This is a genomic window from Labilibacter marinus (assembly GCF_001659685.2).
In the GTDB taxonomy this organism is placed as follows: domain Bacteria; phylum Bacteroidota; class Bacteroidia; order Bacteroidales; family Marinilabiliaceae; genus Saccharicrinis; species Saccharicrinis marinus.
The window spans coordinates 96,672-123,658 of sequence record NZ_LXYE02000021.1 but is presented as its reverse complement, the minus strand read 5'-3'; the positions used below and the strand labels follow the sequence as shown (position 1 = coordinate 123,658).

Genomic DNA, 26,987 nt, shown 5'->3' with positions numbered 1-26,987 from the left:
GACACTATACAAGACTTTCAGAACATTAAAATAAATTGTTTAGGACGCTATTGTTATACTTTATATTCTTTTCTAGTATTTATTAGGATCGTTGAATATTGCGTAAGCAACAGTCCACTCAAAAATATCTGCAGCACCACCATGCGCTTTAATAGTTAAACCTGCACTGATGTGATCGGTAAATCTATAACGTAAACCTGCTCTTTCATAGTAGGGTGTTTTTTCATCATTTTGCTCATTTCTATTCATATAAACTCCAATAGCCAAAGGTGCATATAAACGACTCGTTAATGCCCATTCCCACGAACCAACCACGGCCCAAGACACAGCACTACCAGTGGCGTCTCTATCGTCCATACCTGCCGCATAATACATATCAACTCCTAAACCAACACGGTACTTGTAATTTATCTGACGTAAATAATTTACACCAATACCCCCTCTATAATAATTGTCACCTCCTGTTTTATAATTTTTACTCCCATTATATACAGCTACATTAATAATATCATGTTTCTGATATTTTGGAAGAGGACGTTCATAATCGTAAACCTTATCTTCATTTAACCTATAGCTAACGCCAACTGTTGTAGGCAATAAATTCAGTCCATAGTTGGGCTGTTTAAACGAGCCATTACTAAAATGTTTGAAGCCTAAAGTTGCATTTAAAGCCCATCTATCAGCAAGTTGATAATTAGCATAAAAGCCTAAATGTACGTAACAGTTTCTTTTTGAACCTAGAAATATGTTAGCTGGATTATCTTCAGGATCGTATGGATTAATATTATACGATACACCAAAAGCTGCCGTATATCCTAAATCCCAACGTCTATCTTCCTGAAACTTAAACGGCATGGTTAAGAAGAAATACAAAGCTGTTGGGTTACCTACATCCTCATTATGAAAAGTTGAAGTATACCAACCTACACCATATTTAGGGCGACGATAAACGTTACCATAAACATCATCAGGATCACTTTTGGTAAAACCCAAGCGAATATCAAATCCATTATAGTAAGAACTATTTATTAATTCATCTCCAATATCGGTTCCATTACCCACCATGGCACCATTCTCAAATCTAACATCTAAATGTTTAATAAATTTATACCCAGATTTTTTGTATGTACTATCCTGAGAATATTGCGCATGAGAAAGAAAACCTGTTAACACAAATGCAGATAACAAGATAAACCTTAAAGTTTTCATAGAATCAGTATTTTAATAAATGATCAGACTTAAGTAAGCCTGCTGTTAAGTTATTGTTTAAGTTAAATGCGAATTTCGATAAAATTTTGATGGTATTAAAATATATAGCTCGCAAAAGTCATGCACCCCATACAATTTTATGTGTTTTAAAAACTAATACAGCATTTTTTATACCCTAGCCATTAAAACCAACTACCCCCAATAATTGTTTACTTAAAAAAACTATCATGGAAGAGCAAATAAGATATTATCAACAAAAACTACAATACGAAATTGATTCATGGGATTTATTTGAATCAATCAGACAAAAAAAAGCCATAACAGTTATTGATGCCAGATCAGAAGAAGCTTACAAAAGAGAACACCTACCTGGTGCTATAAATATTCCGCACAGAAAAATGACAAAAGAAAGCGTCCAAAACCTGGATCAAGACCATCTTATAGTAACATATTGCGACGGTATTGGATGTAACGCCTCCACTAAAGGCGCACTAAATATGACCCAGCTTGGTTTTAAAACCAAAGAACTACTCGGTGGCCTGGATTGGTGGAAACGCGATGGCTACGAAACCCAAGGTGAAGACAGGAAAGGTGCGACTGGAATTGCTTGTGGTTGTTAAACAAATCGAATCACAAAAAAAGCCCTGCTTAAAAACAGAGCTTTAGTATCATTCAGTACATCCGATTTATTAATCCACTTTAAAAAAGGAAATGACCTGATTTAATTTCTCAATTTCTTCTGAGAATGATTTCGTTAACTCAGATATACGATCCGCCGCATTAGCATTTCCTTGAGATACACCATCTAACTCCACAATAGCCTTATTAACTTGATTTGCTCCTTCATTTTGCTCTATGGAAGCAGCAGATATTTCAGTAACCAAATTTGCGGCTTTTTGAATATCAGGAACCAACTTGGTAAATATCCCCCCAGCCTCTTCAGCTACAGCATAACTCGCAATAGCCTGTTCGCTTATCTCATTTGCTGACTCCCTACTTCTTTCTGCTAATTTCCTTACTTCAGCAGCAACTACTGCAAAACCTTTTCCTTCAGTGCCTGCTCGCGCCGCCTCAACAGCTGCATTCAATGCCAAAATATTCGTTTGCATTGCAATCTCTTCTATAATCTTTACTTTTTCAGAAATTGTTTTTATAGCCTCCACTGCCTGAGCAACAATATCTCCTCCTTCGTAAGTATCTTTATAAGCCTGTGACATTATCTTTTCAGACTTTTTAGAGTTATCAGCATTCTGCTCAATATTTGCACCCATCTCTTCCATAGATGCCGACACCTCTTGAGTAGAACTTGCCTGCTGCATCGATCTACTTGAAAGCTCATTGGCAGATTCTGTTAATCGCTCTCCTCCTGCAGAAATTAGTTTTCCCGTATTTTTCACTTGCTTTACAACCTCGGTAATCTTAGCTTTCATCTGGTTAAAAACAATAGCTAACTCCCCTAGCTCATCTTGACGATTCAACAATGCTTTATCCATATTAATTTTCAACTGTCCTTGTGCAATAGAACTAGTTACTTGCTTCAATTGCAATATCGGATTAGCTAAAGATCGAGAAATAACATAAGCCATTGCAAGCGATAATGCTATAAATATCAGTCCTATTATTAACGAATACTTTCTAATAGGGTTTAAAAGACTAACCAATTCTTTTGATGGAAGGGTAAGTATTATTTTGTGCTTAGTGTTGCCCATATCCATATAGGCTAACTCACTACTTTCATCATAAATTAATTCATTAGAAAGCAAACCCGTCCCTTTTGATTCAATCACTTTATTAGCAGTAGAGGAACTAAACACATCTGATAATTTTTGATTAATATGATCAGGATTTTGCGATAGTTTTATTATTCCAGCTTGATCAATTACACACATATAACTATGATCGCTAAACGTTCGTTTATTTAAGTTCTCTACCATCACACTAGGGTTCAACCCCACTCCTGCAACACCCGTCGGAGCATTTTCATCTCCCATTAATACATTAATAAAAAGTGCTGTTTCCTTGAGTTCAAGATTAGAATCAAAATTGGTAGAAACCCTTACTCCGCTTGCCATTGTGTTAAAAAACCACGAGTCATCAGGATCATCCTGAGAAACCACTTCCAATAATTTGTGTCCTCCTGTCCAGAAATTATTAGTTCTATTATTAACTGCAAAAATGGTAAAGTAACCAAACTCATTGACCACCGCATCCAATTTATCAAGAGCTAATTCTTTTAAATCATCATCTTGCTCCTCCCCTTCAAACCATTTTAATAGAGTTGGATCGGTTGCTATTCCTACAGATGATTCAATCGCTTTTTCAAATTCATTACGCAAATCACTTTGTGCCGCTTCCAAAAAAGCAAACAATTGTTTATTCCTAATATCTTTAGTTAGGGTATTACTTATTGTATAGAAAAAAGTTAAACTTAAAGCCACCACTACCACAAACACCACTAACCCAAATGATATTATCATTTGAGACTTAATACTCTTCAGTTTCATACAAATACTAGATTGGTAAATAAATTATACGCTCAAGGAAGGTTACTTTATTAACGTAAGATTAAAAAGCCAATACGCAGCAATTCAAGAATAGGTTTTATTAAAAACAAGGTAAAACATCCATCTAAAACGATACTGTCTGAGACACTGTACATTGCAATGTTTAAAACCTTATGTAGTAGTGATTTTTAATCAAACAGACCAAATACTTTAAAAATTCAATATCTGTCAACCATAAATTTAATGCACAAAAAAAGGCAACCCAAATTGGATTGCCTTTAAATTCTTTAGCCGAGTCTGAATTACTTACGTAATCCTAATTCTTTAATTAAACCACGGTATTTTTCAATGTCTTTTGCCTTCAAATAATCAAGAAGACTACGACGTTTACCTACTAGTTTAACCAAAGCATGCTCTGTGCTATAATCTTTTCTATTAACCTTTAAATGTTCGGTTAAGTGAGAGATACGGTGGGTAAATAATGCTATCTGGCCTTCAGTTGAACCAGTATCAGTTTTCGACTTCCCGTACTTCTCGAAGATTTCTTGCTTCTTTTCTGTAGTCAAGTACATACTATATATATTAAAAATTTGCGGTGCAAAGATAGTTAATTTATTACAAGTAGCAACACATCGTTTTAAAAAGAATACAAATAATATTAAAGCAGCTTATCTAGCTACATGTCAACTCCATAAATACACTACTCAAACCCCTATTAAAAAGGGCTATCACAACAGATTTTATACTCTATCCATTATTTGTTGGTTAAGTTGTAAGTAATATCTATTTTTAGTCAAATTTTTCGGGAACACATTTATGCTTTCTTATCGCTTTCATCTTTTATTTATTGTATTGCTTCTGTGCCTAGGCGGGCAAAGGAGTGAATTGCGCGCGCAAGACAATAAAAAACAAGCTAAGTATAACGAAGTAATACATTTAATCAGTCATTACGGATACAACAATATTCATAACTTTAGAAAAAAATCCACTACTGAATTAACCCAAAGTGGTATTAATGGTTTTATATTCGACTTAGCATTAAGCTCTGATAGTAATAAAGTTAAACTTATCACATCCCGTAAAGACACTCTCGATTTTTCGTTAGTATGCGACTCACTTCGCTCATTTTGCCAAAAGGACACCAGTCATGTTTTAACGCTTTTTCTCAATTACCAATTTGATTCATCCTTCTTAATTCAATCGTTTCAGAAAGGGAACATATATAATAACATATGGCAAGGCAATTTTAATGCAGAAATGCCTACGATTGGTCACCTAACCAAAATAAACAAGCAGCTTATTTGCTTTAGCTACCATAAGTATAACTCATCAAAACAGCTAATTAAGTACGCATGGGACTATGCAGTTAATCCGTGCAACACCGATGAAATTGAACCCAAATTCAATGGCGAATTCTGTAACGGAAACATAACTAATAAATTACTATACCTAAGCAGCTACCAAACTTCCGAACAAACATTGCCAAAAGTAAATGTAAAAGTTGATACTAACCAGGATCCATTTTTTATTTCACATGCATTAAACGTTTGGAAAAACACAGGTAAGGTGATTAATTTTTTAGTGTTTGATTTATATAACAGAAACTACAAAGGGTTACGAAGCCATTTTAATACACAATTAAATATCTCGGGTACCATCTCATACAATCGCGAACCTTTGCAAAAGGTATTTTGGGAGGGTGATTTCAATGCAGTTACCCATGGCGAATATAGTTTTCCTGTTACTTTAAACGACAATGTAGTTTTAAAACCAGTAAGTCCAGGGTTTAGATTTATTCCCGAAGAAATTAAAATAGAAGACATTACAAAGTCTATCACACAAAATTTCATTGCCGTTCCCCTTGAAATACATCATAACATGAGTGCTTATTTTCCTTTTAACGAGGAAATAAAGGATGAAGGACCTCAAAAGTTTAAAGTACTAAACCACGGTGCAAAAATAGTGATGGATGGTAAAAGAAACCATGTAGCCGAGTTTGATGGAAAGTCTTACATCACCATTCCTGAAGCCAATACTTTAGGCATGTCAAATTCGGATTTTACGGTTAGTGCCTGGATTAAGTTAGATCGAGAAAACACTCGAAATAAGCGAGATTTTTCCATTATGGGAACTAAGGAGAACTACTATAGAGGAGGGCTTCATTTACAAACACGAGACAACAGGCCATACTTTGGTTTTTTCTCTAACGACTTATGGGGTAATTCTCATATCTCTCCTAAAAGATGGTACCATGTAGTTTGGAGGTATACTAAATATAATCAGGAGCAAGCTATTTTCGTAAACGGAAAACCTGATGTATCCTCTTTAAATCATCCAGCCTTTGTGAGTAATTCCAACATTTATATTGGTCGATCTATTAGTCAGGATAACCTTTACGAAGGAAGAATTGACGACGTAATCATTTGGGAAAGAGCATTAGGTGAAGATGAAATCTGGAATCTATACCAAGATATTTCATTAGATAAAGGCAATGTATTTATCAATTATTTAAAAAGAAACAAATACTGGTTAGCTGCCTGCTTATTTATCACCACCGTTATTCTATTAGTATTCAGAAGAAAGAAAAACGCCAGCAAACCGAATTCTAAACCTGAAATTTCATCTATTTCTATTCAAGAACAAATACCAACTAAAAATACAATTCGTTTATTTGGAGACTTACAGATTATTGATCAATCAGGCGAAGATATCACCAATAAATTTACACCTCGACTAAAGCAAATCTTTGTTTACCTCATCATTAAAAGTAAAAGTTCAGACCAAGGCGTTTCGTCCGATGAATTTATACATGAAATATGGCCTGGCTTCGATCGTAAAAAAGCTATTAATAACCGAGGCGTATCCATTAGCAAGTTACGTTCTTTGCTCGAATTGATGGATAATATTACCATTTCAAATCATCAGGAAAGATGGCGAATTGACCTTTCTGAAAGTGTATATTGCGACTATTACGATTGTTTAAACAAGCTTAAAAGCAACCTATTTAATGATCGAGAAAAACTGAATGCATTTTTAAGCATTGTACAACGCGGTGCCTTTTTACACGATTGTAAAGACAGTTCCTTTGACGAAATTAAAGGAAACTTCTCAAATAAAGTTATTGATATATTAACTCGTTTACTCTCGGATTTTGATCTAAACCAAAATCCAGAATTAGTTATACAGATTTCAGATAGAATACTGGCAGCCGATGATGTAAACGAAGAAGCCCTAAAATACAAAATCAAAGCGCTTATAGTTCTTCGACAAGTCAATCAAGCCAAATTTCTTTTTAAGTCCTTTAAAGAAAAACATGAAGAGATTTATAACGAAGCCCTCAACATTACCTTTGAAGAATTGATTCACTAAAATATCTATTATAATATTTCTGAAAATGCAGACGTAAAGTATTTTGTTTGGATTTATCACACCCCCTTAATTCAACATCTACTTCGGTCCTGGACTATAACTAAGTTCTTTATAAAAACTTCGTATCCTACAGTATTAAATATAAATACTTCCCATTCATCCGCCTTAATTATGGATTAAAATCACGGATCCATATATTATTCCTTATCATTTATTCACATTTATTCACATCAACACTACAACCTGTACTTCAATACAATACAGAATATATTAATACCGAATTAACATCTCATTAAGCCCTCCTAAATGCATTTTTAATACACTAATAAGTAGACTCTCTTAATATTGCATCAAATTGAAATAATCAGAGAAAAAATCAATCAAAAAATGAAAAAGAAAAATTGGATTAAGAATCTATTCCAAAAATATTACTTCATATTTCTATTGGGGGCCATTGCCGCATACATTCTAAACTACTCCACCAACGAAGTAGTCAATTACACTTCTACAGATGAATATTGCTTTTCATGTCACGTGCATGATCATGCCGAGGAATCTTGGCGGTTATCTGCTCACGTAAACAACGAGTCTGGAGTTATTGTTCACTGTGTTGATTGCCATCTACCACCAGAAGGACATGGTAGATTATGGGCTAAAGCCAAACATGGGGCAAAAGATGCCTATGGGATGTTGTTCAAGGATTCAGCAGATTTTAAATGGGAATCGAAAAGAACAGTTGAAAAAGCCAACCAATTTACTTATGAAGAATCCTGTATAAAATGTCACTCTAATATGTTTCCTGCAGGCCTTTCTGTAAAGGGTGAAGATTCGCATTTATATTATGAATCAAGAAAAGATGAGATGACCTGCTTAAACTGCCATATGCACACAGGGCATTACAATCCTAACGCCATTCATGCCCATAATGAAAACTTTGGTATTAGCGATAGTGCTAAAGAAGTATTTACTGAAGCATACCAAGTAACCGAGTTTAAAAACTTCACCGAGAAAATACCTGGTACAAGTGTATCGTTTGACATGGTTGCTATTCCTGCGGGAGAGTTTACCATTGGTAGTAGTAAAAAAGAAGATTTTAGAGATAAAAACGAGGGACCTCAACGTAAAGTTAAAGTCAGCAAATTCTTTATGTCAGAAATTGAGGTTACTTGGGAAGAGTACTTAGCCTTCTTCCATAACACAGCTTCCGAAGGGCGTAAAGAAACGACTAAGGAAGAAGTGAAAGATGATTCTGAAGTAGATGCTATTTCAGGAGCAACTCCACCATGGGGAGCACCTGACCAAGGATGGGGGAAAGGACAACGTCCTGCCATTACTATGAGCCACCATGCGGCAGTAACTTATTGTAGATGGCTATCGCAAGTAACAGGTAAAAAATATCGTTTACCCACCGAAGCTGAGTGGGAATATGCTGCACGTGCAGGAAGCCAAAGTGCGTACTTCTTTGAAGGTGAGCCTTCCGATTACTCTAAAAAAGGAACCTGGAATAAGATATTTGGCGTTGATACCGCGACCATTGCATCGTACGTTATATATGATGCTAACAGCCAAGGGAAAACGCATGAGCCTAGCTTGGTTATGGCCAATCCATTCGGTCTTAAAAATATGTTAGGTAATGTATATGAATTCTGTTCTGATTATTACCATCCACAAGCTTATGCACAATATAAAAACGAAGTAGTGGTGGATCCCAAAGGCCCTGCTAAAGGTAGAGAACACGTGGTACGTGGTGGTTCTTTTAAATCAGATGCCAGTGATGTTAGAAGTGCCGCTCGTAGAACTACAGAAACTAAAAAATGGCTGCAAACAGACCCGCAAATGCCTAAAAGTATTTGGTGGTATTCTGACTGTATAGATGTTGGTTTTCGCGTAGTTTGTGAAGTGGAAATAGAGCAATAAAGTGAACAGTAAACAGAAAATTAACCTCATTGCACAGTTATATCGTGTGATAACAATACAGAAAAGTCAGTACCATGAAAAATAAAGAGTCAAGAAGAAGTTTTCTTAAAAAATCAACCGCAGCAACTGCTGTTAGTGCCATCGGATTATCATCTATTCTATCATCGTGTAGCAGCGGTAAAACAAATGCAGAATTAGGCTTACCTCCTTTGTTGGATCGTGCGCCTAATGGTAAAAAACTAAAAGCAGGTTTAGTAGGTTGTGGACATAGAGGAACAGGTGCTTTACTTAACTTTTTAAGTACAGGCCCCGGCGTAGAAGTAGGTGCTTTAGCAGATGTTTTCCCAGATAAGGTTGAAGCTTGTAGAGACAGACTCAAAAAATACAAATTAGAAGTTCCTGAAGAAAACTGTTTTGTTGGTTTAGATGCTTACGAAAAGCTGATTAAATCAGATGTTGATGTGGTTTTATTGGTAACTCCACCTCACTTCCGTCCGCAACATTTTAAAACAGCTGTAGAACACAACAAACATGTGTTTATGGAAAAACCAGTAGCTGTTGATCCGGTTGGAATTAGATCGGTGATTGCTACCAGTAAAAAGGCCAAAGTAAAAGGTTTAAATGTGGTAACCGGTACGCAACGTCGTCATCAAAGAGATTATATTGAAACGTACAAACAAGTAACCAATGGCGCTATTGGAGAAATAGTAGGTGCCAAAGCATTCTGGAACCAAGAACACGTTTGGTTTAGAAGAAGACAAGAGGGTTGGACAGATATGGAATATATGTTACGTAACTGGAACAATTTCTGTTGGTTATGTGGTGACCATATTCTGGATACACACATCCACAATATTGATATCATTAACTGGTTTACCGGAAAATATCCTAAAAGTGCAGTAGGTTATGGCGGCAGACACCGAAGAGTAACAGGAGACCAATACGATTTCTTTAGTATCGATTTTGATTACGGAAATGGTTTATTCTCACACAGTATGAGTCGCCAAATTGATAACTGTGCCAACGGAACGGGTGAGGTTATAGTAGGGACAAAAGGATATACCAACTGTAAAAACACCATTTATAATTTAGACGGTACAGTAAAATGGAAGTATGATTACCCTAAAGATAAAGATGGAAAATCAACCAATGTGGTCAAAATTCCTCCTTATATTCAAGAACACATTCACTTGGTAACAGCCATCAGAACAAATCAGTATGTAAATGAAGCTGAGCGAACTGCTTTATCTAACTTAACGGCTATCATGGGGCGCGAGTCTGCATACACGGGTAAAAAAATTACCTGGGAGGAAATCATGAAGTCAGACATGAGGTTAGGTCCTAAAGAATATCACATGGGTAATGTGGATATGGAATTCCCAATACCTGTTCCAGGATCCGCCATAAAATCATAAATAGTTTGTGTATTAGTTGTCATGTGGGAATGGATAAATCAGTGTGGATATTGAGTCCATTCCCCATTAACACGAAAACAAAATCTTACAATAAAAAATCACCCTTATAATCAGAAATCTACAATGGTAAAAAAATCACAAAGTCGAAGAAGTTTTCTTAAAAAGAGTGCTGCTACCGTAATTGGAGCAACTATCTTCCCTAGTATTGTTCCTGCGTCTGCATTGGGCAGAGGTGGTTTTGTAGCGCCTAGTGATCGCCTTGAGATGGCCTTAATTGGCTGTGGCGGCATGGGTAGAGCTAACATGAAAAACCTTTTAAAGCTAAAAAACAAACAAGTTGAATTGGTTGGATTGTGTGATGTTGATATCAAACAGTTAGCAACAGCTCAAAAATTAATTACTGATATAAGAGGCAAATCTGACGCACGAGAATACGGTGATTTTAGAGATTTACTTGAAACTGAAAAATTGGATGCAGCCATTTTAGCTTTACCCGATCATTGGCATTCTATTATGGCAACAAATGTGGCTAATAAAGGCATACATATTTATGGCGAAAAACCTTTAGCACGAAGTATTAAAGAAGGTAGAGCTATTGTAGATGCCGTTAATGCGAACAAAGTAACATGGCAAACAGGTAGTTGGCAACGATCAGTCTCAAATTTCCATAGAGCTGCAGAGTTAGTGCGCAATGGTGTAATCGGTAAAGTAACGCACGTGGAGGTTGGCTTGCCTGATGGTAGAAAACCGATTGGTACACCTGCTGTTCAAACACCACCAGAGGGTGTTAATTGGGATATGTGGCTTGGGCCAGCACCAAAAGTACCGTTTAGAGGTGTAATGCACTTTCATTGGAGATGGATCATGGACTATTCGGGGGGACAGTTAACTGATTGGGCTGGCCACCATGTAGATATTGCCCATTGGGGTTTAGGTTATGATGACAAACAACCTATTGAGGTTGAAGGTAAAGGTGTTTATCCCGTTGAAGGTATTTATGATGTTCCTGTAGCTTACGATTTTACCTGTAAGTACGACACTGGTGTAACCGTTCGCGTGGCTAATGCTAGTGCTTATCCGGATAGAAAAGGACAAGGTACTGACGTAAATCGAAAAAGATGGGGAATGGGAACCGTATGGTATGGCGAAAAAGGATGGATTCATGTTAATAGAAATGGTTTTTGGGCGAGCGAACAGAGCATTTTAGATACTCCTGATGCTGAAATCAAAAATCCAATTTACAAAAGTGATAGTCATTGGGCCAACTTTGTAGATTGTATTAAATCAGGCAAAGAAACCATTACTCCGGCACATGTAGCTCACAATTCTATTTCGGTTGGTTTACTAGGTGAGATAGCCATGCTTACCAATGAAAAACTGAAATGGGATGGTTCTAATGAGGTATTTACCAACAGCGAAAGAGCAAACCGACTTTTAAGTCGTCCATTCCGTGCTCCTTGGCAGTTGCCACAGTAAATCAAAGTCTATAATCAATTATTGAAAAATTCGCAAAATGAAAAAAATACATATATACCCACTCCTGCTAGTTCTTACTCTTATATTAGCATCTTGTGGAACAAAAAAGTACGATGCCTTAATTGTTACGGGTCAAAGTAATAATTCGCATAATTGGAAAGCTTCCCATACGACAGTCAAGCAAATCATTGAAAACACAGATCTGTTTACGGTGGATGTAGCTATCAGCCCAGAGCAAGGTGGAGACATGTCTACCTTTTCTCCAAATTTTAAATCATACGATGTAGTTATTGTCGATTATGATGGAGATTCGTGGTCGGATGAAACAAAGGCTAACTTCGAGTCTTACGTTAAAAACGGTGGTGGCGTAGTTGTTTTCCATGGTGCCAATAACAGTTTTCCTGAATGGAAAGAATTTAATAAAATGACTGCCCTTGGTGGTTGGAAAGGAAGAACGGAAAAGGATGGTCCTTATGTGTACTGGAGTAATGACAAAATTATTAAAGACACCAAGCCAGGCAAAGGCGGATCGCACGGAAAGAAAAATGCGTTTGTGATAGATACACGCCAAGCTGAGCATCCTATTATGCAAGGATTGCCATTAAAAAGCATGCATACTACCGATGAATTATATGGTAAATTAAGGGGCCCTGCTGAAAATATGACCGTTTTAGCAACCGCCTATTCTAATCCTAAAACCAATGGAACAGGAAAACATGAACCAGTTTTATTTACCATTGATTACGGTAAGGGAAGAATCTTTCATAATGTGTTAGGACACGTGGATAAAAGCGAAGATATGATTGCTTATAAAAGTGCATATTTCATTTACACCATGCAAAGAGGTACCGAATGGGCTGCAACAGGTAAGGTAACGCAAGTAGTTCCTGAGGATTTACCTAACTTATCTACCCCGCTTGTTTTACCTGCTTATAAACAATTTACCCTTGAAGGACTATTTAAGAATGCTCGTAAATACAAAGTAGGTCAATCAAAAAAGTATTTAAACTTAATTTCTCAGCGCATTAAAAACCATAGCTCAAATGCCGAATACATGGCAAACATTGAGGGTAAAATGATTCAACTACTTAGCGCTGATGATTGCACTGCTGATGCAAAAAATTATATCTGTCGCGAAATTAGCTGGATGGGTTCTGATAAAGCCTTGGCTGTTTTAAAAACGCTTTCTTCTCAAGAAGAAACAAGTGAAATGGCTAAATATGCCATTGATCGATTAACGCAAAAATAAATATTGATAATACATCCATGAAAAAATCTCTCCCTTCGGAGATTGATTATATCTTGGGAGTTAGGTGCAACCAAATAAAAATATAAACGCATGAAACGAATACTATTAGTTATGATGATTATTTCATCGGGCATATTAGCAAATACTGCACAAGCTGGCAATTGGGAAATAGCTGCTCAAGCATGGACCTTTCATAAGTTTACATTGACCGAAACATTGGAGAAAATGGAACAACTTGACATTAGATATATTGAGTTATTTCCCAAGCAAAAATTCTCTCCTACCGATGATAGAACAACTCACTTTAGCATGTCGGAAGAGCAACGTGAGTACTTAAAAACGCTGCTTAAAAAGCACAAAATTAAAGTAACAAGTTACGGTGTTATTTCTCCTCAAAAGGAAGAAGAATGGAAACAGCTTTTTGAGTTTGCCAAAGCCATGGGGATAAAAACTATTGTTTCGGAACCAAAGCAGGAGTTACTTCCAATGATTGATAAATTATGTGTTAAGTACAAAATTAGAGTAGCTCTTCATAATCATCCAGACCCAACCAGATACTGGGATCCTGAAATTGTTTTAAAAGCACTGGAAGGGAGAAGCGAATATATGGGAGCATGTACTGATGTTGGTCATTGGACTCGTTCTGGTTTGGATGCCACTGAATGCTTAAAAAAACTAGAGGGTAAAATCTTCGAAATTCATATGAAAGATGTGAATAAAACCACCACAGAAGGTCATGCAGTTGTTTGGGGCGAAGGAGTGATTGATTGGACTAAAGTATTTGGTGAATTAAAACGCCAAAACTTCAAAGGAAAGTTTGTAATTGAACATGAGTACAACTGGACAAAACCTGTTCCTGATTTAAAAAAGAATCTTGAATTTTTCTCAACAGCAACTAAAGCTATCAAATAATAATGAAAAATATAATTAAAACAACTGCCATTATATTGTGTTTTATCGCGCAAAGTATACAGGCACAAGATAATAAGATTGACCCTAAAAAAACCGAGGATTGGGGACGAAAACCAGCCGAAGTAATTCCTGGTAAAAATAATGCTGCTCCTTCTGATGCCTTGGTATTATTCAATGGTAAAAATCTGGATAATTGGGTAAAAGCAGGAACCACAGAACCTGCCGGCTGGAAGGTAAAAGGAAAAACTGTAACAGTAGTGCCTAAAGCGGGAGCTATTGAAACGAAGCAGCATTTTGGCGATTGCCAATTACACATTGAATGGAGATCTCCAAAACAAGATGTAAAAGCTGGTAAAAAGGGACAAGGCAACGGTAACAGTGGCATCTTTTTAATGGGTAGATACGAGGTTCAAGTATTGAATTCATATAATAATGAAACGTATTACAATGGCATGGCTTCCAGTATTTACAAGCAACATATTCCATTGGTAAACCCAGCTGTTGCTGCTGGAAAATGGCAAAGCTATGACATCATCTTTACAGCACCTAGATTCAACGCCGACAAATCATTAAAGTCTCCTGCATATGCCACCGTTATTTTCAACGGAGTTATTGTTCAAAACCATGTTGAGATACAAGGCCCAACGGTATATAGAGGGAAACCGTCTTATTCGTTCCATGAAGCTAAGGCACCTATTAAATTACAGGATCATAGTAATGAAGTAAGCTACAGAAACATCTGGATTAGAGAACTATAAAAACACGATCTCTTTAGTATTAAAATTACATTTATCTACACATAACAAGAATGAAAAATATATCACGAAGAAATTTTTTACGCACCTCTGGAGCTATTGCGGCTGGAGCTGTTGTTTTGCCCAACTTAGTCAGTTGTAAAACAAACATAGACATTGTTAACCTCGCCGTTATTGGTGTAGGAGGAAGAGGCTTTGCAAACTGGCAAGGGCTAATCACCGAATCTTACAATAAAGAGACAAAAGAAAGAGTGCTCAACCCTAAGGTAAGAATAGTTGCTTTATGCGATGTTGATGAAAACATATTAGCTAAGGCGAGCAAAAGTTTCCCTGATGCTCCTACTTATACCGATTTTAGAGTTATGTTGAATGCCATGCATAAAGACATTGATGCTGTGGTAGTTTCTACACCTGATCACACTCACTTTGCAGCATGTATGGCTTCTATGGAATTAGGTAAGCACATATATGTTGAGAAACCAATGGCGCATAACATATGGCAACTTAGAACTTTAGCTAAAGCAGCTAAGCACTATGGTGTTGTAAATATTCTGGGTAACCAAGGACATGCATCTGATGGAATTAGAAATGTAAAAGAATGGTACGATTCAGGAATTTTAGGTGAGGTAAAAGAAGTGCACGCCTGGTTTAATGGACCTGATTTTAAGGGAAGATACTTTTCAAAACCAGACCAATATCCACCCCAAGCACAAGCTGTACCTGAAGGTTTAGATTGGGATTTATGGTTAGGACCGGCGCAAAACAGACCGTTTAATGAATGCTATGTACCACGTAGATGGAGAAGTTGGTACGAATTGGGTAATGCAGAATTAGGTGATTGGTGCTGCCATACCTTGGATGCACCATACTGGTCTCTTGATCTAGGCTCACCACAAGTAGTAAGCCCATTACATTCTGTTAGAAACACAGGTATGCCTGATAAAATAGTAACGGATTCATCGGTATTGAAGTTTGAATTCGGAAAAAGAGGCAACAAAGCACCGGTTAATTTATTCTGGTACGAAGGTGGAAAAAAACCTGAAAACAGACCTGAATGGTTAACACCAAAACTTGGAGGTAACGGTATGGTAATGGTAGGAGAAAAAATGTCGGTAATGACAGGTGGTAGACCTAACGATGCCCGATTGATTATGCCTAAAGAAGAATGGAAAGCATTCAAGGCAAAAGGCTGGGAGCAAACCATTCCTCGTGTACCGGAACAAAACCAATACAAAGAATTTATTAATGCCATTAGAGGTACTGGACCAATGCCAGGCTCAACCTTTGAGTATGGTGCTGGATTAACAGAAATGGCCCTAGTAGGTGTTATGGCACAACGTTTTGACACACGTATTGAGTTTGATGCTGCCAACATGAAAGTTACCAATCATCCTGAATTAAATACCTATATTAAGGAGCCCGTTAGAAAAGGGTGGTCATATGGTGAAAACCTTTGGTAGATATAGTACTAAGTTAGCAGCATGCAGTAATGTACATGTTGCTTAATGTTGGAGTAAAAAAACGATATAAGGCCAAAAGCCTTTTAACAATAGCCTCAGACATCGCCTTAGGTAAAAAACAAAAATAAAAGGCGCAACAACTTTACACGGATAATGTGTAAAGTTGTTTTGCGCCAAACCCATAAACATATTAAATTAATAACAACACGAATGTAAAGAGTCTTGCGACTTGATACTTGTGTCTAATAAAAAATCTATGAGCAGAAAAGTCACCTTATTTACTGGTCAATGGGCCGATCTTGATTTTGAAACCATCTGTAAAAAAGCCAAAAGTTTTGGTTACGATGGTCTAGAGCTTGCATGCTGGGGAGATCATTTTGAAGTAGACAAAGCAGACCAAGCTTATTGCGATGCTAAATTGGCCACGCTAAAAAAATACGATTTAGAAGTATATGCTATCTCAACACACTTGGTAGGTCAAGCTGTTTGCGATAGAATTGATGAACGACATAAAGCTATATTGCCTGCGTACATTTGGGGCGATGGCGAACCTGAAGGTGTGCGTCAAAGAGCAGCCGAAGAAGTGATTAAAACAGCCGAAGCCGCAAAACGATTAGGTGTTAAAATTGTGAATGGTTTCACCGGGAGTTCTATCTGGCATATGTTATACTCCTTCCCTCCCGCTTCGCAAGAAATGATTGAGGCTGGCTTTAAAGACTTTGCCGATAGATGGACACCTATTATGGATGCATTCCAAAAGTTAGATATTAAATTTGGTTTAGAGGTTCATCCTACAGAAATAGCTTTTGATATAGCTTCTGCAGAACGCGCACTTGAAGCAATTAACTACCATCCTTGTTTTGGATTCAATTACGACCCAAGTCACCTGGGTTATCAAGGTGTTGACTATGTGAAATTCATCGATAAGTTCGCCAAGCAGATTGTACATGTACATATGAAAGATGCTGGTTGGAGCGATGTACCTGTTGAAGCAGGTGTATTTGGTGGTCATACTGATTTTGGTGATGCTCGCCGTTTCTGGGATTTTAGAAGCATGGGAAGAGGAAATATCAACTTCGAGAAAATCATTCGCTCTTTAAACCGCATGGGATATAACGGACCACTTTCTGTTGAGTGGGAAGATGGAGCCATGGACAGAGAGCAAGGAGCTATAGAATCATGTGCTTTTGTAAAGCAAGTAGATTTCACTCCTTCTAACTTGGCATTTGATGCTGCCTTTGATAAAGAAAATCAATAATACAAATCCTTAAATACAAGTGGGTATATAAAAGTATCCACTTTCATCTTTGAAAAAATAAATTTTAATCTACACAAAATGGAAAAAAACTATAACAAATTCAGATTATTTGTAGGTAGTTGCTTGGCTTTGCTAGTTACCTCACTCACCTTTGCCATGCGTGCAAAAATTGAAGAAGTTTTTGGACCTGTTAGCGATGGTGGTATTTTTGGTTTAAGCAAAGAAGCTATTGGCTGGGCTTTTGGTCCTGCTTTTTGGGGATTTACAGTTGCTATGGTAGCTGGTGGATTCTTAATAGACATTGTAAAAACAAAGTCGGTTGTTTGGGCTGCTTTTTTCTTACACCTTATTGGTGCAGTGGCCTTTATCATGGCTAAGGACAAAGAGACTTTATTTTTAGCTAATATTTTTATTGGATTAGGAAATGGATGTGTTGAGGCTGCCTTTAACCCACTAATTGCGACTATCTATAAAGACAATAAAACCACCATGCTTAACCGTTTTCATGTTTGGTTTCCTGGAGGAATTGTGTTGGGTAGTTTATTAGCCTATTTAATGATGGATACCATGGGAATCAATTGGCAAATTTACATTGGTATCTTATTTATTCCATTGGCTATTTATGGTTTCTTATTTATGGGTCAAAAAATTCCAGAAACGGAACGTGTTTCGAGCGGAATTACTTATAAAGGAATGCTAGATGCTACTGGTGCTCCCGTTACCTTAATTGCTTCTATGACACTGATGTTATTGTTGGCTATTAATGTAGTTAAATTTCCAGAAGGCTGGATGTATTTAGCTGTAATTGGAGCAGTCGTTGTAGTTTCTGCAGTAGAAGCACTACTCATTCGTAAAACAAGTATGATATTTCCTATCATGTTTACCTTTATGTTATTAACAGCCTCTACCGAGTTAGTTACAACGCAATGGGTAAATGCATTGTTATCGCAAGCTGGAGTTAGTCCAATGTTAATGCTGGCTCTAATTACAGGAATTATGGCCGTAGGTCGTTTCTTTGCAGGAGGTTTGGTTCATCGTTTAAACCCTGTTGGAGTACTTTTACTATCCTCCGTTTTTTCAGCACTAGGAATATATGCCTTAAGTATGGTGAATGCGCCAGCAATGGTAATTGTTTCATCGGTAATATTTGCTGTTGGGGTAACTTATTTTTGGCCTACTATGTTAGGTTTTGTAGCTGAATACATCCCTAAAAGTGGAGCCCTAGGTTTATCTCTTTTAGGCGGTGCAGGAATGGTTTCGGTAGCTATGTTCTTACCTGTTATGGGTCGTATTATGGAAGAAAACAACGAACAAGTTGCACTGCAAAGTATTGGTGCCTTACCTGTGATATTAATTATTGGCTTTGCCATTCTTTATTCTGTTTACAGAAAAAGGAAACCTGAAAGTTTGTAATTAATAGTTAGCAGAAAGCAGTTTACTGTAATCAGCAGAAAATAGGCTGAAAGCCTGAAATATAATAACCTAGGGCAACGCCCTAGGCATAATTAACAATCAAACCGACGCATCACACAATTACTTTGTATGCTAATTTATTTGCGTCGGAAATTGTAAAAAGCTAAAAATTATCGAATGACATTATTTAATTTCAGATATTTTATTGCTATTCTATTTTTTTGCTTGGCAACTACCGAAATCGGGCTTGCTAAATCAAAAGTCAATCAAAAACCCAATGTAATTATCATTTTTACAGATGACCTGGGGTACGGAGATGTTGGGTGCTATGGCGCCCAAGGTTTTCAAACACCTGCTATTGATAAAATGGCTGATCAGGGTATGAAATTCACTGATTTTACAGTAGGTCACTGTATTTGTACACCTTCAAGAGCTTCAATATTAACAGGTCGTCATCCCGAAAGGTGGGGTTATAAAGGAGGTGTATATTTTCCTAAGGATAATGATGGCATGCCAAGCAGTGAAATAACCATTGCCGAAGTTTTAAAAGAACAAGGATATAACACTGGTATAATTGGCAAATGGCATCTGGGTCATAAAAAAGAATTCTTGCCACTTAATCAGGGTTTTGATTTCTACTTCGGAATCCCATACAGTAATGATATGTGGCAGGATGGCAGAGAAGCTGTTTCTAACAACATCATATTTAACGAAGGGATGACTATAACGGACTATAAAAGCTACCAAGGCGTTAACGATAAAGAGATTATTAATAAGTACAGAAACAAGGTGCCTTTAATGCGTGGAAATGATATTATTGAATGGCCTGTTGACCAAAGAACCATCACTAAACGTTATACAGAGGAAGCTCAACAATTCATAAAATCGAATACTGATAAGCCATTTTTTCTGTATCTGGCGCATTCAATGCCGCATATTCCTTTATATGTTTCTGAAAAATTTAAGAACAAAACCAAGAGAGGCCTATATGGTGATGTGATTGAAGAAATTGATTGGTCCGTTGGTGAAGTTATCAAAACACTTAAAGAAAGTGGTTTGGATGAAAATACTTTGGTGATTTTCACATCGGATAACGGCCCTTGGTTAAGCAAAAAACAAAATGGTGGCTCCGCTGGAGAATTAAGAGGTGGAAAATTCACCACGTATGAAGGAGGTCAGCGTGTACCTTGTGTAATGTGGTGGCCACAAACTATTCCTGCTGGAAAAGTTTGCCAACAGCATATATCTGCTTTCGACTTATTACCTACCATTGCAGAATTAAGTGATGCTGCACTTCCTGAACATCAATTGGATGGAATTGATGTAGGAAACATTATTAAAGGAAAAACACAAAAATCGCCCAAACGTGACTTTTATATTTACGGATTTGGTGATGCCATTAGAATAGGCGACTGGAAATACAGAAAAAGTGATGTTGCTGCAATTCCTAAATGGAAAGAAGAAAAAACTATTGAAGTACAGTTATTCAACTTAAAAGAAGACCCAAACGAAAAAAATAATCTAGCTAAGCAATATCCTGAAAAGGTAACAGAAATGGCTAAACGATTAGAAATTGAGTATGGAAAAATAGTAAAGAGTAATTAATTAAAAATCGTCAAAGATCATTTGTCATTGACTTTTGATCATTACATAAAAATGATCTTTTTACTTTAATCGAAAAACTAAATAAAATGCAAAAAATAAAATTAGGAATGATAGGTGGTGGTATCGGGGCCTTTATTGGCGATACCCATAGAAGAGCTGCCCGCATCAGCAATCAGTTTGAGTTGGTGGGTGGTGTTTTTGATGTAGATTTTGAAAAGGCAAAAGAATTTGCAGACCAACAAGCCATTTCTTTAGATCGTACGTATCCTGATATTGATACGATGATTGAAAAAGAAAAGGCTCTTCCTGAAGCAGAGCGAATTCAAGTTGTCTCCATCGTAACACCAAACTTTTTACACTATCCTTTTGCGAAACAATTACTTGAAAATGGTTTTCACGTGGTTTGTGAAAAACCAATGACCATGAGCGTTGAAGAAGCAGAAGACTTAAAAAAAGTGGTTGAAAAATCAGGACTAACTTTTGTTTTAACACACACCTATACTGGTTACCCAATGGTTCGCCAAATGCGCGAGTTTATTAAAGAAGGTAAGCTGGGACAAATTCAACGTGTAGATGCACAATACTATCAGGGATGGGTAAATGGCATAATGCACAGCGAAGATGATAGCTTAGGTGTTTGGCGCTTTGATCCTAAAGTAGCCGGAATGTCGAGCTGTATGGGAGATATTGGCGTACATGCATTTAATCTCATTGAATACACAACAGGCAAAAAGGTAACAAAAGTATTGGCCGATCTTAATAACGTAGTTGAGAAAGCTAAACTTGACTTAGACGGAACAGTAATGCTACGTTTTGATGAGCCATTTTTAGGTTTGGTACGCTCTAGTCAAATGGCTACTGGCGAAGAAAATAACATCAACATTGCGGTATATGGTTCTAAGGGATGTTTAAAGTGGAATCAGGAAGATCCAAATTATCTGCACTTTATTCCTGCAGATCAACCTCGTGTTGTTTACAAACCTGGTAACCCTTATAACACAGCATTTGCTGAAAACAGTCACACCATGCCATTTGGTCACCCCGAAGGTATTTACGAAGCATTTGCCAACTTGTATGCTGGTGCTGCTAAATCTATTCGCGGTGAAGAGCTACAAGATGGCGAATTTACCAATGTAGATGATGGTGTAAGAGGAATGAAGTTTATTACTCAGGTTGTTGCTTCTAATAAAGATGGCAATGTTTGGAAAGAATTATAATTAAGTTTTAGTTGTTTATGGGGAAGTCGCTAGGTTGTTGGCTTTTGCTGCACCTAGCGACTTTATAAAAAGTATAGAATGATTTCATTGGTAATTCCAATATTTAACGAAGAATCTTTGATAGCTGAACTGGTGGAGCGTAGCATTGCTTCACTTGAAAAAACGCATCAAGATTTTGAAATATTATTTATTGACGATGGTTCAACAGATAATAGCATGGAATTACTGCGCCAAGCTCAAAGAGCTGACGAGAGAATAAAAATCATTGCCTTATCCCGAAACTTTGGACACCAAGCGGCATACACAGCTGGCATTGATTATGCTCAAGGAGACTATTTAGTATTAATGGATGGTGACCTGCAAGACCCGCCAGAGTTGATTCCTGAAATGTTGGATATTTTATCTAAAGATGAATTTGATGTAGTTAACGGATACCGTAAGGCGAATACTTCTACAAAATCAAAGAACCTTTTCTCTAAAATATTTCATAAAGTATTTAATCGCATATCCGATTTGGATGATGTAGAGCACATCGGAAATTTTTCGATGATGAACAGCAGTGCCATAAAAGCATTAAGGTCATTAAAGGAAAAAACAAGGTATTTACCAGGATTACGTCATTTCATAGGCTTCAGAAAAACCACGCTTCATTACGAACGTGAAGAACGCGAATCAGGCAATTCGATGAGTACGCGAAAGTTGATTAGTCTGGCTTTCGATGCGATTTTTTCTTTCTCAAAACTACCTATCAAATTTTGTTTATTCATGGGGATAATAGGCATATGCACTTCATTTTTGGCTGGCGTATACATTATCCTATCTAAAACATTAAATTTATCACCCATAGGTTGGTCATCTACACTAACCAGCATATTCTTTTTAGGCTCCATACAGCTTGTTTTTTTAGGTATCCTGGGTGAATATGTTTTTCGTATTTATCGTGAATCTCAAAACCGTCCCATCTATTTTGTGCGGGAATTTTATTCTAAAAAATAAGTTGAAATGAAGGGATTGATAGATAAGTATATATTATTTTTTCTGATGGCATGTTTGTTAATCATCATGCCTATTTTAAGTCTTGACGCGGGAATTTCGGGAGATGAAGAAGTTCATTACAAACAAGCTGAAATGGTGATTGATTATTTTAGCAGCTTTGGAAAGGACCGTTCTGCCATCAACACCCCTGTTACTAATCTAAAATATTACGGACAATCCTTCGATAATATAACAACCCTACTAGCTAAAATCCTTAACATTAAAGATATTTATACCTTTCGCCATATATGTAATTCTATTATAGGTTGGTTGTGTATTCTTTTTTCAGCATTAATTGCCATTCGCTTAAGCGGATATAAAACGGCTATTTTTGTCGTTGTTATTTTGGCCGCATCACCACGTTTTATCGGACACTCGCTCAATAATTTAAAGGACATTCCTTTTGCGTTAGGCTACATTGCATCCATTTATTACATGCTTAATGTATTGGATGATATTAAAAAGATAAAAAATAGAGATGCCATTGATTTAACCTTATCTATGGCATTTATACTAAGTATCAGACCAGGTGGACTTTTAGTTTTCTGTTATTTTGGTTTATTCTCACTCATTGCGTTTATATATAATTACAAGCAAATCACTACGAATCAGTTTTGGAAGATTACACTTAAGTTACTTCTTATATTATTTGGTGCTTATTTTATTGGATTACTATTTTGGCCATACGCATTAGAAAATCCAATTGTAAATCCGATTAAATCGCTAATAATCATGTCGGATTACCCAGTTATACTTCGCCAATTGTTCGAAGGTAAAGTATACTGGTCGGACCAATTGCCTTGGTATTATCTGATAAAATATGTGCTTATTTCAATACCTCTGGTGGTTATTCCATTAAGCCTTATCTATGTTTCTTATTTTATCAAGAACGTAAAAAAAGGTCATCATATAGTAGCACAAAGCCTCCTACTATTTTCGGTGGTTTTTCCGTTTGTCTACACCATTGTTTTTGGCTCAAATGTATATGGAGCATGGCGTCATTTACTTTTTACTTATCTGCCATTGGTGGTTATAGCATCTAGCGGACTAAGCAGAATTATTGCCATTATTAAATATCCTAAGCTTAAAGTAGCCATGCTTGGTGTTTTCATTTTAACTCTGCTACCTTCGTTTAACTATATCATTAAAAACCCAAGCTTATCCTACACCTATTTTAATCGTTTGGCAGGTAATGCAGAAAAAGTAGGACAAAACTACGAGCTTGATTATTATTATCACAGTGTACGAGAAGCTTCATTATGGTTGACCGATCATTTAAAAGAGGATAAAAGTGATCAAATAAAAATAGCATCAAATTACGGAATTGGTGATTATTTTAAGCTTTCAGATAAAAACATAAACTATAAATATACACCCTATTACGAGCGAGGCAATAGAGATTGGGATTACGGTATTTTTTATAGAACAACCATAGCACCTAGTCAAACGAGTGAAAAACTATGGCCGCCTGTAGGTACTTTAAAATGTATATATGCAGGAGAAACACCGGTTTGTGTTATTGTAAAGCGACAAACCAAAACCGATTATTTCGGAAAACTGGCTTACGAAAAAGGAGAATACAATAAGGCTATTGACCTGCTAAATGAAGCTACTCAATTAGACCCTGTTAATGAAATAGCTTGGATTAATTTAGGAAAATCCCACTTAAGACTCAACCAATTACAAAGCGCAAAAAAGGCTTTTAAGCAATGCCTTAAAATAATTCCTGATTATGAGCCTAGCATCTATTATCTTGCCGAAGTTGAGAACCAATTAGGCAATACTGATAAAAGCAGGGTGTATTATCAGAAAATAATTAATAATAACAATAAGAGTTTTAAAACGTATTTAGCTTACGCCAAACTCGAAAAGGATTTAAACAAAGATGAGCATGCCGTTGAGTTATTAGATATGTGTTTAAAAATAAATCCGACCTACAAACCTGCCATTTTATTAAAGGAAGAAATCCATAAAAAATAAATATTTACAATTAAAGATTACGATTATGAAAAAGTTAGTTTTAAGATTATTATTAGTGAGTTTTTTAGCAACAAGCATAAGTGCGTTTGCACAAGATCATGATGCAGTTACTGATTCATTATCTATTGATGATATGGCTCCTGTATTATATGACGAAGATGCTTACGAAGAAGAAGAGCAAAGCTCAAACGGAGTAGTTATTGCCATTGTTATTGGGGTGGTTGTTGTAGCAGGAATTGGCGTTGTTGTGGCTAAAAAGAAAAAGAAATAAGTTAGTTCTTTTTTAAATACAACAAAGCCGCACCAAAATTATTAGGTGCGGCTTTGTTTGTTTATATCCTTGTCTATCAACATTACAAATAAAATTTCACTAAGCCTCCTGCACCGTGCAGGACAATTTATTGAATTCCTGAAAGCTTCCTGCACCGTGCAGGACGATTTTTCGAACAGCTGAAACCTCCCTGCACCATGCAGGACGTTTTTTTAAACAGCTGAAACCTCCCTGCACGGTGCAGGACGGTTTGTTGGATTTTCTAGAGCTCCATGCAGAGTGCAGGGCGATGTGATTGTATATTTTTTTGTTGCTGCCCTCTGCATGGAGCCAAAAATTATAAATTACTATTTCTATTGTTGTGTAAACAAAATTGAGATCTACCCTTTTAGTTTAAAGTAACCAATTAAACCGGTTAGCTTATCTGCTTGCTGCGTTAAGCCCGCTGCTGCTGATGCCATTTCTTCGGAGACAACTGCATTTTGCTGCGCAATTTGGTTTAATTGCTGAACACTCTCGTTCACTTGCCCTACCCCATTCTTTTGTTCTACACTTGCCGTTGAAATCTCATGAATCCACTCCGAAGTCTTTTCAATTTCTGGAATCACATTTAAGGTCATTTCATTCGAGTTCTTGGTATTATCCACACTTAACTGTGCAAAACCAACAATCTCATCAGCAGCATTTTTACTTCTTTCAGCCAGCTTCCTTACTTCTGCCGCCACAACAGAAAAACCACGTCCGTGCTCACCTGCTCGGGCTGCCTCTACAGCTGCATTTAACGCCAAAATATTAGTTTGAAATGCAATATCGGTAATGATATGAATTTTATCTGCAATAGAAGTTACAGAATCTAAGCTTTCAACTGCAGCATCACTAATGGACTGCATATGCTCTACAGAAGACGAAGCTACTTTTTCGGTTTTTATAGAATAATCCGCTGTTGAATCAATATTCGCTGATATCTCTTCCATGGTTGATGAAATTTCTTCAACAGAAGCTGCTTGTTCGTTAGATCCTCCAGCTATTTGCTCCGACGTTTGACTTAAGTGAGAACTGATACTTCCTATTTGGTTAGCTTCTTTTTTAACACCACTAATTACTTCTGTTAATTTGGTAACCAAAGTATTTAACGCACGGGAAATATTACCAATTTCATCCTTTCCTTCCAAATAACGTTCCTCAATGATAATATTTAGATTCCCCTGCGATAATAAATCAATATTTTTAGTCGTACTTTTTAAAGCATTTACAATAATCTTAGATAAGAAAAATGAGATGGTAATAAATACACCCAAACAAATAAACAAAACCACTTGAATTAAAAGTGCTAACCTTTTAGATTGATCGGTTGCATTTTCAAAGGCCTCATCCATTTTAAATTTAGCATTTTCCGACACTTCATTTAACAGCCTTTTTAAAGTGGTTAATTCCGTAATCATGGCTTGCATATTATTACTCACTTCGTCTGAAAACTCCTCATTAATCATGCTAGTAGAGGTAGAAACTGCCAATGGATAGTATTTATTAAAAACAATAATGGTACTATCTATTTTTGTTACATCTGCATTCCCCAATAACGTTTTTGCGCTATCAGCAATATGCTTAAACTCCTCTGCCATAGCTTGAGTTGCATCAATTAAATCAATATCCTGCGCAGCTACTCCATCCTGAAATCCCTTCTGCAATCCAGTTTGAATTATTTTCAGGCTTTGACTAAGCTCGCTGTAAGGAATATATCCTTCTTTAATTGAATCTAATTGTTCCTTACTATTACTATTACTTCGTTGAGTGAGCAAAAAAATTGCAGCTACAACAATAATAAATAATGCAGGAAACATTAAGATCTTAGTTCTTATCTTTAGATTATGTAATACTTTCATCGGTTTAAATTTACTTTCATTTAAAAGAAACTTGCCTGTTTAATGATCCTTCTGCTTGA

20 protein-coding genes are annotated in these 26,987 nt (G+C 36.5%); 16 read left to right on the top strand and 4 right to left on the bottom strand.

Annotation, left to right across the window (positions count from 1 at the left end):
• Nucleotides 1-72: 72 nt before the first annotated feature.
• Nucleotides 73-1,209 (bottom strand): acyloxyacyl hydrolase, encoded by a 1,137-nt coding sequence (locus A8L32_RS10980; RefSeq protein WP_075590568.1) that lies wholly within the window; start codon nt 1,207-1,209, stop codon nt 73-75.
• Between the two features lie 227 nt (nt 1,210-1,436).
• Here A8L32_RS10980 and A8L32_RS10975 point away from each other — a divergent pair, with 227 nt between their 5' ends.
• Complete coding sequence (locus A8L32_RS10975) at nt 1,437-1,829, top strand: rhodanese-like domain-containing protein (RefSeq protein ID WP_075590567.1); 393 nt, start codon at nt 1,437-1,439, stop codon at nt 1,827-1,829.
• A 69-nt stretch (nt 1,830-1,898) separates the two neighbouring features.
• Here the strand turns inward: A8L32_RS10975 and A8L32_RS10970 are convergent, their stop codons facing one another.
• Nucleotides 1,899-3,713: a methyl-accepting chemotaxis protein gene (locus A8L32_RS10970; protein WP_083631274.1), complete on the bottom strand. Its 1,815-nt coding sequence runs from the start codon at nt 3,711-3,713 to the stop codon at nt 1,899-1,901.
• 302 nt (nt 3,714-4,015) lie between these two features.
• Nucleotides 4,016-4,285, bottom strand: a complete 270-nt coding sequence (gene rpsO / locus A8L32_RS10965; RefSeq protein ID WP_075590565.1) for a 30S ribosomal protein S15 — start codon at nt 4,283-4,285, stop codon at nt 4,016-4,018.
• Nucleotides 4,286-4,598: 313 nt separating this feature from the next.
• On the opposite strand from rpsO, the gene A8L32_RS10960 reads away from it, so the two are divergent.
• The 15 genes from A8L32_RS10960 (at nt 4,599) to A8L32_RS10890 (ending at nt 25,045) form a co-directional block, all read left to right on the top strand.
• A complete protein-coding gene (locus A8L32_RS10960) occupies nt 4,599-7,082 on the top strand; it encodes a LamG-like jellyroll fold domain-containing protein (protein WP_158027228.1) in 2,484 nt (827 codons plus the stop codon).
• 387 nt (nt 7,083-7,469) lie between these two features.
• Complete coding sequence (locus A8L32_RS10955) at nt 7,470-8,999, top strand: SUMF1/EgtB/PvdO family nonheme iron enzyme (RefSeq protein ID WP_075590563.1); 1,530 nt, start codon at nt 7,470-7,472, stop codon at nt 8,997-8,999.
• A 74-nt stretch (nt 9,000-9,073) separates the two neighbouring features.
• Nucleotides 9,074-10,414 carry a Gfo/Idh/MocA family protein gene (locus A8L32_RS10950; RefSeq protein WP_075590562.1) on the top strand — a complete coding sequence of 447 codons (1,341 nt, stop codon included), beginning with the start codon at nt 9,074-9,076 and terminating at the stop codon, nt 10,412-10,414.
• Nucleotides 10,415-10,537: 123 nt separating this feature from the next.
• Nucleotides 10,538-11,890, top strand: a complete 1,353-nt coding sequence (locus A8L32_RS10945; protein WP_075590561.1) for a Gfo/Idh/MocA family protein — start codon at nt 10,538-10,540, stop codon at nt 11,888-11,890.
• Nucleotides 11,891-11,927: 37 nt separating this feature from the next.
• The gene (locus A8L32_RS10940; RefSeq protein WP_075590560.1) at nt 11,928-13,139 is read left to right on the top strand and encodes a ThuA domain-containing protein; all 1,212 of its coding nucleotides are present in this window, start codon (nt 11,928-11,930) and stop codon (nt 13,137-13,139) included.
• Nucleotides 13,140-13,229: 90 nt separating this feature from the next.
• Nucleotides 13,230-14,051, top strand: a complete 822-nt coding sequence (locus A8L32_RS10935) for a sugar phosphate isomerase/epimerase family protein (protein WP_075590559.1) — start codon at nt 13,230-13,232, stop codon at nt 14,049-14,051.
• A 2-nt stretch (nt 14,052-14,053) separates the two neighbouring features.
• Nucleotides 14,054-14,809, top strand: a complete 756-nt coding sequence (locus A8L32_RS10930; RefSeq protein WP_075590558.1) for a 3-keto-disaccharide hydrolase — start codon at nt 14,054-14,056, stop codon at nt 14,807-14,809.
• 50 nt (nt 14,810-14,859) lie between these two features.
• Nucleotides 14,860-16,266 (top strand): Gfo/Idh/MocA family oxidoreductase, encoded by a 1,407-nt coding sequence (locus A8L32_RS10925; protein WP_075590557.1) that lies wholly within the window; start codon nt 14,860-14,862, stop codon nt 16,264-16,266.
• A 256-nt stretch (nt 16,267-16,522) separates the two neighbouring features.
• Nucleotides 16,523-17,524 carry a sugar phosphate isomerase/epimerase family protein gene (locus tag A8L32_RS10920; RefSeq protein ID WP_075590556.1) on the top strand — a complete coding sequence of 334 codons (1,002 nt, stop codon included), beginning with the start codon at nt 16,523-16,525 and terminating at the stop codon, nt 17,522-17,524.
• A 78-nt stretch (nt 17,525-17,602) separates the two neighbouring features.
• Entirely contained in the window at nt 17,603-18,937 is a 1,335-nt protein-coding gene (locus tag A8L32_RS10915; protein WP_075590555.1) for an MFS transporter, read from the top strand.
• A 177-nt stretch (nt 18,938-19,114) separates the two neighbouring features.
• Nucleotides 19,115-20,542 carry a sulfatase family protein gene (locus A8L32_RS10910; protein WP_083631273.1) on the top strand — a complete coding sequence of 476 codons (1,428 nt, stop codon included), beginning with the start codon at nt 19,115-19,117 and terminating at the stop codon, nt 20,540-20,542.
• Nucleotides 20,543-20,628: 86 nt separating this feature from the next.
• Nucleotides 20,629-21,759, top strand: a complete 1,131-nt coding sequence (locus tag A8L32_RS10905) for a Gfo/Idh/MocA family protein (protein WP_075590554.1) — start codon at nt 20,629-20,631, stop codon at nt 21,757-21,759.
• 78 nt (nt 21,760-21,837) lie between these two features.
• Nucleotides 21,838-22,755 (top strand): glycosyltransferase family 2 protein, encoded by a 918-nt coding sequence (locus A8L32_RS10900; protein WP_075590553.1) that lies wholly within the window; start codon nt 21,838-21,840, stop codon nt 22,753-22,755.
• A gap of 6 nt (nt 22,756-22,761) precedes the next feature.
• On the top strand, nt 22,762-24,774 hold the full coding sequence (locus A8L32_RS10895; protein WP_075590552.1) for a tetratricopeptide repeat protein: 2,013 nt from the start codon (nt 22,762-22,764) through the stop codon (nt 24,772-24,774).
• Between the two features lie 25 nt (nt 24,775-24,799).
• Nucleotides 24,800-25,045 carry an LPXTG cell wall anchor domain-containing protein gene (locus tag A8L32_RS10890; protein ID WP_075590551.1) on the top strand — a complete coding sequence of 82 codons (246 nt, stop codon included), beginning with the start codon at nt 24,800-24,802 and terminating at the stop codon, nt 25,043-25,045.
• Between the two features lie 380 nt (nt 25,046-25,425).
• Here A8L32_RS10890 and A8L32_RS10885 read toward each other — a convergent pair whose 3' ends face one another.
• On the bottom strand, nt 25,426-26,928 hold the full coding sequence (locus A8L32_RS10885) for a methyl-accepting chemotaxis protein (protein ID WP_075590550.1): 1,503 nt from the start codon (nt 26,926-26,928) through the stop codon (nt 25,426-25,428).
• Nucleotides 26,929-26,987: the final 59 nt, after the last annotated feature.